The following is an 8,883-nucleotide window of genomic DNA, read 5'->3' as shown; positions in this document are numbered from 1 at the left end:
AGCCGCGCCCGCCGCACCACCGTGGCCCGCCACCAGCCGCTGCCGGCCGGGCGGTTCATCCTGCGCTTCGCCGCGGGCTCGCGTCGCGTCCTGCTCGCCGGCGGGGTGCTCACCCTGCTTGGCACGTCGATGTCACTGGCCCAGCCGATCATCGCCCAGCACATTCTGGCCCGGCTCACCGCCGACCAGCCGGTCGGCCGGCTGCTCGGCGTCCTGACCGTCGCGGTCCTCGTCGGCACGGCGGTGTCCGCCGCCGGGTTCTTCCTCATCGAGTCGGTCGGGGAGACCCTGGTGCGGACCGTCCGCATCCGCCTGGTGGAACGCATCCTGCGGCTGCGGCTGTCCGCGACCGACGAGATCAAGCCCGGTGATCTGATGTCGCGGCTCGTCGGCGACACCACGCTGCTGCGCCAGGTGACGACCCAGGCCCTGGTGGCGAGCTGCACGGCGACGATCACCCTGGTCGGGGCGCTGGTGATGATGGCGCTCATCGACGTCGTCCTGCTCGGCGTGACGCTGACCTCGGTCGTCCTGATGAGTACCAGCGTGCGCTGGTCGGCGGCGCGGATCGGGAAGGCCACCGGACAGGCGCAGGCCGCCGTCGGTTTCATGGCCACCCTGCTCGACCGCGACCTCGGCGCGTTGCGCACGGTCAAGGCCTCCGGGGCGGAGGGCCGCGAGATCGGCCTGCTCACCGACGCGGCGCAGACGGCGTTCCGCCGCGGGCTGCGCGTCGCCGCCTGGCAGGCGGGCACCGGGGCGAGCGCCGGCATGCTCATGCAGGCGTCGTTCCTGGGGGTGCTCGGCGTCGGCGGCGCCCGGGTCGCCGCCGGGGACCTGCCCATCGCCGACCTGATCGCGTTCCTGCTCTACATGTTCTTCCTGACCCAGCCGGTGACGACCCTGGTGGGCGCCTGGGGCCAGTTCAAGGCGGGCGGGGCGGCCGCGGAACGCATCCAGGCGGTGCTGCGCCTGGCCGCCGAACCCACCTCGGACCGGCAACGCACCCCCGCCGGTCACCGCGATCCCGCCGCCAGCGGCCCGTTGTCCAGGCGCGGGCCCGCGGTCGTCCGCCGCACCGCCCTGGCCAGGCGCCCCACCGCGGACCGCCCGGCCGGCAGTGCGGCGGTGGCCTTCGACGACGTCGTGTTCGCCTACCGCCGGGACCTGCCGCCGGTGCACCGGGGGGTGTCGTTCACCGTCCCGCCCGACGGGATGACCGCCATCGTCGGCCCGTCGGGTGCCGGCAAGTCGAGCATCTTCCTGCTGCTCGAACGGTTCTACGACGTCACCGCCGGCCGGATCCTCGTCGACGGCCGCGACGTGCGCCACTGGCCGCTGGCGCAGCTTCGCCGCTCGATCGGCTACGTCGAGCAGGAGGCGCCGGTGCTCGCCGGTTCCCTGCGCGAGAACCTCACCCTCGGCCTTTCCGGGGTGAGCGACGAGGCCCTGTACGAGGCGTTGCGCCTGGCCCGGCTGGACCTGTTCGTCGCGGCGCTGCCCGGCGGGCTCGACGGCTGGATCGGCCACCGCGGCGGCACCCTGTCCGGCGGTGAACGCCAGCGCATCGCGATCGCCCGAGCCCTGCTGCGCCGGCCCCGGCTGCTGCTGCTCGACGAGGCGACCTCCGCGCTCGACGCCGGCAACGAGCTCGCCCTGCGCGACACCATCGCCGCCGCGGCCCGCACGACGACGGTGATGGTCGTCGCCCACCGGCTGTCCACCGTCGTCGGCGCCCGGCAGATCGTCGTGATGGAGGCGGGCCGGGTCCGCGCCGTCGGCAGCCACACGGAGCTGCTGGAGACCGACCCCCTCTACCGCGACCTGGCGACCACCCAGCTCCTCGTCCCCACCGGGTGACCCGGGCCAGACGACCTCCGAAGACAGCCGCAGCGATCGCGGCCGGTGGGACTGTAAAAACAACCGCAGGGCGTGGGTCTGGATGGCGGCCCGGGTCCGTGCCTTCCTGCGTTTCTCGCAGGCCAGGCGGTGACGGCGTGGGCCGGGTCCGGGACGGGGTTCAACCCGGGCCGGAGAGTGGCCCGCACGCCTGGCCCGGTTCCGCGGAACACCACGATCACGGGGACCGGCTTCGAGGCCAGGGTCCGGTGGCGGCGTGCGGTTCCGCGGCACCCCTGCGCCCCGGCCGGCCCTTCTACGCGACCGCCCAGCCGTCGCCGACATCCGCGATCAACCGTCGCCTGCCCGGGTGTCGCGGTAGGCTCCGCCCTGGAAAGTTACGATGGGCCGGCTTGCCAACTTTTCGAGTTCGGTCGGATCCACGGCTAAATCTCATTGATCGGGGCGTCATACGCCCGAGTAGTGGGCTACTCGAACGCGGCGACGAAGAGAATTGACCGCCCCGCAGCACGATGGCGAGCCCACGGGGGCCGCATCGGGCTGCCGGCGGGACGGGACTACCGCGGGGATGGCCAGATGAACCGGCCGCGGGCGATTCTGCTGGACTGCTATGGCACCATCGTCGCCGAGGATGACGACGTGGTGGCCGCGGCCTGCCGCAGCATCGCGCAGACCGCGACAGTCCCCGGCAGCGACTCGGCCGCGATTGGCCGGTACTGGTCGGACGTGTTCAGGCGACTGTGCGCCGACGCGGCGGGACCCGCCTTCGCCACCCTGCGGGAGGTAGAACGCCGGTCGTTACGGCACACGGTCCGGCATTTCGGTTCCCGGGCCGACGTCGAATCGCTCAGCCGCCAGCTGTTCGACTACTGGCGGCGGCCACCGATCTTCCCCGACACGGCACCTTTCCTGGCCGAGATCGGGCTGCCGCTCTGTCTCGTCTCGGACGCGCCCCGACGCAGGTGTGGCACGTCGGCGATTCGCCGAGCGCCGACGTGGCCGGCGCGAACGCGCTCGGGATTCCCGCCGTGTGGGTGAACCGCAAGGGCCGGCGGCGTCCGGCAGGGGCGTCGGTCGCCGCGGAGGTCATCGATCTCGCCTCGATCGGGGAACTGATCCGCTCAGCCTCGTGCCCGGCATGACGACGCCGCTCATCAGACCGCGGGGGCCTCACTGCCGGCGGTGGCGCGTCCCGCGGGGGTCAGGCGGGCGGCGCGGGTGATCAGGTATCCGAACACCGCCATGTGGGACGCCGGAAGAAGGCGGGCGACGGCGTCGACCGCCCTGGCCTGACGGGTGATGATCACTCGGGCCTTGCGGGCCTCGACCGCGGCGAGGATCTCCCGGGCGGCGGCGTCGGCCGGGTAGCTCAGCAGTTTCGCGAAATCCCGCCGGCCCGCCTCCGCGGCGTCGCTCGGCACGTCCCGCGCCACCCGTGCCGTCTCGGCGAGCCGGGTGCGAACCCCCCCGGGGAACACGGCCGTGACGCCGACCCGGCCGGCCAGCTCGTGGCGCAGTGCGTCGGTGAAGCCGCGGACGGCGAACTTGCTCGCCGAGTAGGCCGTCTGGCCGGGTGGTCCGATGAGCCCGAACAGGCTCGAGACGTTGACGATGTGGCTGCCCGGACTGGCGAGCAGGGCCGGCAGCAGCAGCCGGGTGAGCCGCACGGGCGCGCGGAAGTTGACGTCCATCACCCAGTCGAACTCCTCCAGCGTGAGGTGTTCGAAGCCGCCGCCAAACGCGACACCGGCGTTGTTGACCAGCAGTGTCACCCCGGGATGGTCGGCCAGTACGCGAGCCGCCGCGGCGTCGACGGCATCGGCGTCGGCGAGATCGACGGTCAGGGAATCGACCAGCAGGCGTGGATGGCGGGCACAGATCCTGGCGGCCACGGCCGCGAGGCGCGGTGCGTCGCGGTCGAGCAGCACGAGGTGGCTGCCGCGGGCGGCCAGCCCGTAGGCCATCTCCTCCCCCATGCCACTCGCGGCGCCGGTCACGACGGCGGTTCCGGCGGCGAACCGGTAGGGACGTAGCGGGGACGGCACGGACGGACTCCTTCGGCCAGGAACGAGGATGCCCAGTATGAGGATGCCCAGTATCCAGAGAGCCCGTCGGCCTGCAGAACCCGACGCTGACGCCGGCGATCGAGGCGAGCCGCCCGCGCACCGGCGAACGCGGCGCCCGCGCCCGACGCCGCCCCGCCACCAGGCTGATCGGCCAGGCTGATCGGCCAGACGGTGCGGGGCGGCGGGGCTGGCCGGCCGGGTAGGCCGGCGGTGGGGTCAGTGGAGCAGGACGTCGGCGAGGCGGCGCCACCAGGTGGACTCGGGCTCGCCGCCGGTGGCGTCGTTGACCTGGACGACGACCTGGTCGGCGCCGGCGGAGAGGTACTCGGCGACCCGCTTGCCGATGGTCTCCACCTCACCCCACACGGTGACCTGGTCGATGAGCCGGTCACTGAGGTCGGCGACGTCGTCGGTGGTGAAGCCCATCCGAGCCAGGTTGCGGACGTAGCCGGGGACGGTGGTCAGGAAGCGGATCGACTCGCGGGCGGCGCCGCGCGCGGCGGCCGGGTCGCGCTCGGGGATGACGGTGACGAGCACGGCCAGCGTCCGGTCGGGCCCGAGCACGGCGCGCGCGTCGGTGACGTACTGCGGGGTGACGAGGAACGGGTACGCCCCGGCGGCGCGGTCGCGGGCGAGGCGGAGCATGGCCGGGCCGAGGGCGGCGAGGACGCGCCCGGGGGCGGGCACCGCCGGCTGCGCGGCGTCGAGCTCGTCGAGGTAGGCGCCGAGGGTGCCCAGCGGATTCGCGCCGTGCGCGCCGCCGAGGCCGGCGAGGTAGCGGCCGGGATGGTCGGCGGCGAGCGCCGCGTAGGTCGCCGCGACCTCGGCGGCGGGGACCTGGTCGACGGACAGGATGCCGTTGGCGACCAGCAGGCTGCCCGTCCCCCGCACGACCTGCTCGACGAGGGAGATGTTGTTGCCCTGGCCGCCGGGCAGCCACAGCGTGGAAAAGCCCAGGTCCTCGACCTCGGCGGCCGCCGCGACGGCGGCGGGGACGTCCGTGTTGAAGGCGATGGTCGAACTAGCGATACCGATGTTGCCGAGAGTGGTCATGACCCGTGCAACCCCCCATACCGGGAGCCTCTTCCGGGTCGGCGGGCAACCTGCGGACCCGCTCGATCGACAACGAATCGCCACGCGCCCGACGCCTGCGGTGCGCGGCCGCCCGCGCGCACGAACCCGGCGACGACGCGCCCCGCCTCGGCGACGTCACCGGCGACCACCAGACGAGGCTGAACGGCAGGACACGATGCGCACCCCCCGACACATCGCCATGATCGGCTGCACCACGCCGAGCCACGTCTATCCCTCGCTCGGCGTCATCGCCGAACTCGTCCGCCGCGGCCACCGGGTGAGCTACGCCGTCGGCGACCGGCTCGCCGGGTTGATCGAGCCCACCGGCGCCCGCCCCGTCACCCACCCCTCGACGCTGCCCGCCGAGGACGGGGACTGGCCGGACAACCCGGCCGCCGAACTCGCCACCCGGCTGTTCCTGAACGAGGGGATCGCCACCCTCCCGCCGCTCGCCCGCCACTTCGACGACGACCGCCCGGACCTGCTGCTTCACGACGTCGCCGCGCAGGCGGGGCCGGTGCTCGCCGCCCGGTGGGACGTTCCCGCGGTGCTGCTGGCCCCGAGCTGGGTGCCGTGGGACGGCTTCGAGCAGGACAACGCCGAGGCCCTGACGGCGCTGCGCACGTCCGTACCGGGCAAGGAGTACCAGGCGGCGTTCACCGCCTGGCTGCGCGACAACGGCCTCGACCGCGACCCCTGGGAGTGGCTGGGCGCCGAACGGCCCGTCGTCTCGCTGATCCCCCCGGTGCTGCAGCCGCGCCTGGACCGGGTCCGGCCGGGCGTGCGTTTCGTCGGCCCGTGCCTGGACCCCGCGCGCCTGGCCGAGCCGACGTGGCCGGTGCCGGCCGGCGCCAGCCGTGTGCTGCTGGTGTCCCTCGGCACCGTCTACAACGACCGGCCGGACATCTACCGGGCCGCCGCCGAGGCGTTCGCCGGCACGGACTGGCACGTGGTCATGGCGCTCGGCCGGCGCGTCGACCCCGCCGAGCTCGGCCCGCTGCCCACCAACGTCGAGGCCCACCGCAGCGTCCCCCAGCTCGCCGTGCTCGCCGCGGCGTCGGCGTTCGTCACCCACGCGGGGATGGGAAGCTGCGTGGAGGCGTTGTGGTTCGGCGTGCCGACGGTCGCGATCCCGCTGGCCGCCGAGCAGTTCGGCAACGCCGCGATCCTCGCCGCCCTCGGCGTCGGCGAGCAGCTCGCCGCCGACCAGGTCAGCCCGCAGCTCCTGCGCGCCGCCGTCGAGTCCGTCGCCTCCCGCGCCGAGGTCGCCGGGCGGCTGGCGGGAATCCGGGCCGCGCTGCGCGCCCACGGCGGGATCGAGGCCGCCGCCGACGCGGTCGAGTCGTTCCTGCCCTGACGGCGAGCTCACCGACGTCCCCGGACCGCTACAGCTTCCGCCGACGGGCGGCCGGAGCAGAGTGTCCCCGCCTCGGGGAGAGCCCGCCGATCCAGGCCCACTCATTGTCCCCGGCTGGCCAGGTGACGTTGCAGCTCGACATGGCGGAACTGGTAGGAGCCGCCGACCTGGCGTAGTAGGCCGCGCTGCTGATGGGCATCAGCGAGAAAACCCATAAGACGCCATGGCAGCTGACGCCGCAACGCCAGCCAGCATCGCGCGAGGGCGAAAGACCCCCAAGCCGCCCGGAAAAAGCCGACCCCGAGCCCGACCGTAAGCCCACCGGCAAGCCCGACCCAAAGCCCGTTCTTCACTATGACGATGAACCCGACTTCCGCATTGCTCTCGCGTACCACGGCAAGCCCGACTATGAGCCCGGCCAGGATCCCGGTCATGAGCCCGACCGAAATTACGGTCACCAGGAAGGTCAACCGGTCCCGAGCCAGCACCTCGGGTGGGCGAACCGCTGCCGTCAAATTTGCTGGAGCGTCCGTAAGCCCGACCACGGGCGCTTCGAGAAGCCCGGCCGCAAGTCCGACCAGCAGGCCCACCATAGGTCTGACCGTGAGCCCGACCGCGAGCCCGACGGCGAGCGCCACGACAAGTGCGCCCACGATGCCGGTGCGCGACCAACGTAGCCCGCGCGCCGGCCTACGCCGACCCGCGAGCCCGACGGCGAGTCCCGTCGTGAGCCCGATCGCGAGCCCGTTGACGATCCCGGCCGTGACTCCCGACCAGAGACTGTCGACGAGTCCACCCGCCAGCCCCCCGACGAATCCGCCCGCTGCGCCGCTCACGAACCCGGCGATGGACCCGACCCCGATACCCGATCCGAGACCTATCGCAAGGGCGCCTGTAACGCCGTCCGCAAGTCCGATTCCGAGTTTGCTCAACAGCCCGGCCGACAGGGCCCCCAAGAGACCACCAGAAATCCCTCCAACAATTCCTCGCGTCTTCCCGTAACCACCCGCGGACCTGTGCGCAAATCGCACCATGAAGGCGACGCCGAGCCCGCAGAGAACCCCGATCCCCATCCCGATCCCGATGTTGGAGCCAAGTAGCGCCGCGAGCCCGCAGACAATTCCGGTAATCAGTCCGACGACAAGACCGGCGAGGGGCCCGGAAATGGTGTACTGGATTTTCCACCAAGAGAGATCGATATTGTCACCCGATTGATTCTCCAAGTAGCCGGCGAGGAAAGACAGCCACCGTTTGGATTGCTCGGCCGCCCAGGGGCAGGGACGGTCCGGGTGGGGCCGGTAGGAAGCGGGGATGAAACCATCGAACAGGTGGCGCTCCACGTCGGTGCGGGTGGAAAACCGCACCGGGTCGAGAAGTTCGATGGGCGAAAGACCGACGGTGGTGGCAGGTTCATCCGGGCGGGGGTTGTAAACGACCCGTGCCAGGCTGGCCATCAAGGGTGTGGTCAGGGCCTGCGATGCCGGCGATGCCGGCGATGCGGTGAGGGTGGCCAGGACCGGGTTCCAGCGATCGGCGGCGACCGGCCCGCCGGCCGAACCCCGCAGGTAGTCCGCCACGTCATCGGCCCGTAGCGGGCGCAACTCGACACCGGCGGCCCCGGTGAGACGAATCTGCACTTCGCCGGGGGGCCGAACCGCATCGCGATAGGGCTTGACCCGGGAGGTCACGACCAGCCGCTGACCCGGACGCAACGCGTCGTTCAACCGGGCCAGCGCCTTACTGCGCACAGCATCCGGAATCTCGTCTAGGCCGTCGAGCAGGAGCAGGATCAACCCGTCGTCCAGCAACGCCCGCGCCCGGGTGCGCTTCCTGTCGTCCGGCGCCGGCCCGGCGAGGCCCGGATAGTCGATGGCCAGCCTGCCCGCCAGCCATTCATACAGATGCGCGCCGGCCGGATCCCACGACGCCAGCGGCACCAGCACAGGCACCGGCCCACCCTGTTCACGGCAGGCGAGCAGATCCAGGACCAACCGGACCAGCAGCATCGTCTTGCCCGCTCCCGGTTCCCCCAGCACCACCAGCCGGCCGGTGGGCACCCGAGCCAGGACGTCGACCAGGTCGCCGTCGCTGCCAGCCAGACCCGCCGGCCCGTCGGCCCACCCTCGTTCCACCGGATCCGCGGACACATGCGGCCGACCCGCCCCGGTGACGGCCAGCCGGACCAGCGCCTCCCACCCGTCGACCAGGTCGGCGGGGGCCGGCTGCCACGACACCGGCAGGGGATGCGGATCGTTCAACCGACGCAGTTCCGCCTCTGTGGTCCACTGGACCCGCACCGCGCTGGCAAGCTGGTCGGCTACCTCGGCCAACGTCGGCACCCGTCTTCCGTCGGACCTGTCGTCGCGGTAGGACGCCCAGGCCAGGTAGAAGCCCGGCAGGCTCAGAACACCGAGCGCGACGGTGAACCAGTCGGCGGATGACTCCGGCTTCAGCATGGCCGCGATCGCCGCGGTCACGGCGGCGGACACGATCAGTAGGCCTGACATGACCCATGCGGTCCGCCTC

General features: G+C 72.5%; 7 protein-coding genes. 4 read left to right on the top strand and 3 right to left on the bottom strand.

Going from position 1 to position 8,883, the window contains the following annotated elements:
- The first annotated feature begins 21 nt into the window (after window positions 1-21).
- The 3 genes from FRAQA3DRAFT_RS04155 to FRAQA3DRAFT_RS38400 all read left to right on the top strand — a co-directional run bounded on the left by FRAQA3DRAFT_RS04155 (window position 22) and on the right by FRAQA3DRAFT_RS38400 (window position 3,002).
- Window positions 22-1,860: an ABC transporter ATP-binding protein gene (locus FRAQA3DRAFT_RS04155; RefSeq protein WP_232292086.1), complete on the top strand. Its 1,839-nt coding sequence runs from the start codon at window positions 22-24 to the stop codon at window positions 1,858-1,860.
- Between the two features lie 576 nt (window positions 1,861-2,436).
- The gene (locus FRAQA3DRAFT_RS04150; protein WP_009737816.1) at window positions 2,437-2,898 is read left to right on the top strand and encodes a hypothetical protein; all 462 of its coding nucleotides are present in this window, start codon (window positions 2,437-2,439) and stop codon (window positions 2,896-2,898) included.
- Window positions 2,823-3,002, top strand: a complete 180-nt coding sequence (locus FRAQA3DRAFT_RS38400) for an HAD hydrolase-like protein (protein WP_198287022.1) — start codon at window positions 2,823-2,825, stop codon at window positions 3,000-3,002. Before FRAQA3DRAFT_RS04150 ends, FRAQA3DRAFT_RS38400 begins: the two co-directional genes overlap by 76 nt.
- 12 nt (window positions 3,003-3,014) lie before the next feature.
- Here the strand turns inward: FRAQA3DRAFT_RS38400 and FRAQA3DRAFT_RS04145 are convergent, their stop codons facing one another.
- Together FRAQA3DRAFT_RS04145 and FRAQA3DRAFT_RS04140 are read right to left on the bottom strand one after the other, a co-directional pair.
- Window positions 3,015-3,905, bottom strand: coding sequence for an SDR family oxidoreductase (locus FRAQA3DRAFT_RS04145; protein ID WP_009737815.1), 891 nt, complete (start codon window positions 3,903-3,905; stop codon window positions 3,015-3,017).
- 237 nt (window positions 3,906-4,142) lie between these two features.
- The gene (locus FRAQA3DRAFT_RS04140; protein ID WP_009737814.1) at window positions 4,143-4,979 is read right to left on the bottom strand and encodes a TIGR03620 family F420-dependent LLM class oxidoreductase; all 837 of its coding nucleotides are present in this window, start codon (window positions 4,977-4,979) and stop codon (window positions 4,143-4,145) included.
- A gap of 196 nt (window positions 4,980-5,175) precedes the next feature.
- Here FRAQA3DRAFT_RS04140 and FRAQA3DRAFT_RS04135 point away from each other — a divergent pair, with 196 nt between their 5' ends.
- Window positions 5,176-6,357: a macrolide family glycosyltransferase gene (locus FRAQA3DRAFT_RS04135; protein ID WP_009737813.1), complete on the top strand. Its 1,182-nt coding sequence runs from the start codon at window positions 5,176-5,178 to the stop codon at window positions 6,355-6,357.
- Between the two features lie 101 nt (window positions 6,358-6,458).
- On the opposite strand, the gene FRAQA3DRAFT_RS36640 is transcribed toward FRAQA3DRAFT_RS04135, so the two are convergent.
- Complete coding sequence (locus FRAQA3DRAFT_RS36640) at window positions 6,459-8,864, bottom strand: NACHT domain-containing protein (protein ID WP_009737812.1); 2,406 nt, start codon at window positions 8,862-8,864, stop codon at window positions 6,459-6,461.
- Window positions 8,865-8,883 lie beyond the last annotated feature (19 nt).

Origin of the sequence: Frankia sp. QA3 (assembly GCF_000262465.1) — a bacterium.
Classification (GTDB): domain Bacteria; phylum Actinomycetota; class Actinomycetes; order Frankiales; family Frankiaceae; genus Frankia.
This window is presented reverse-complemented; position numbering and strand designations above follow the sequence as displayed.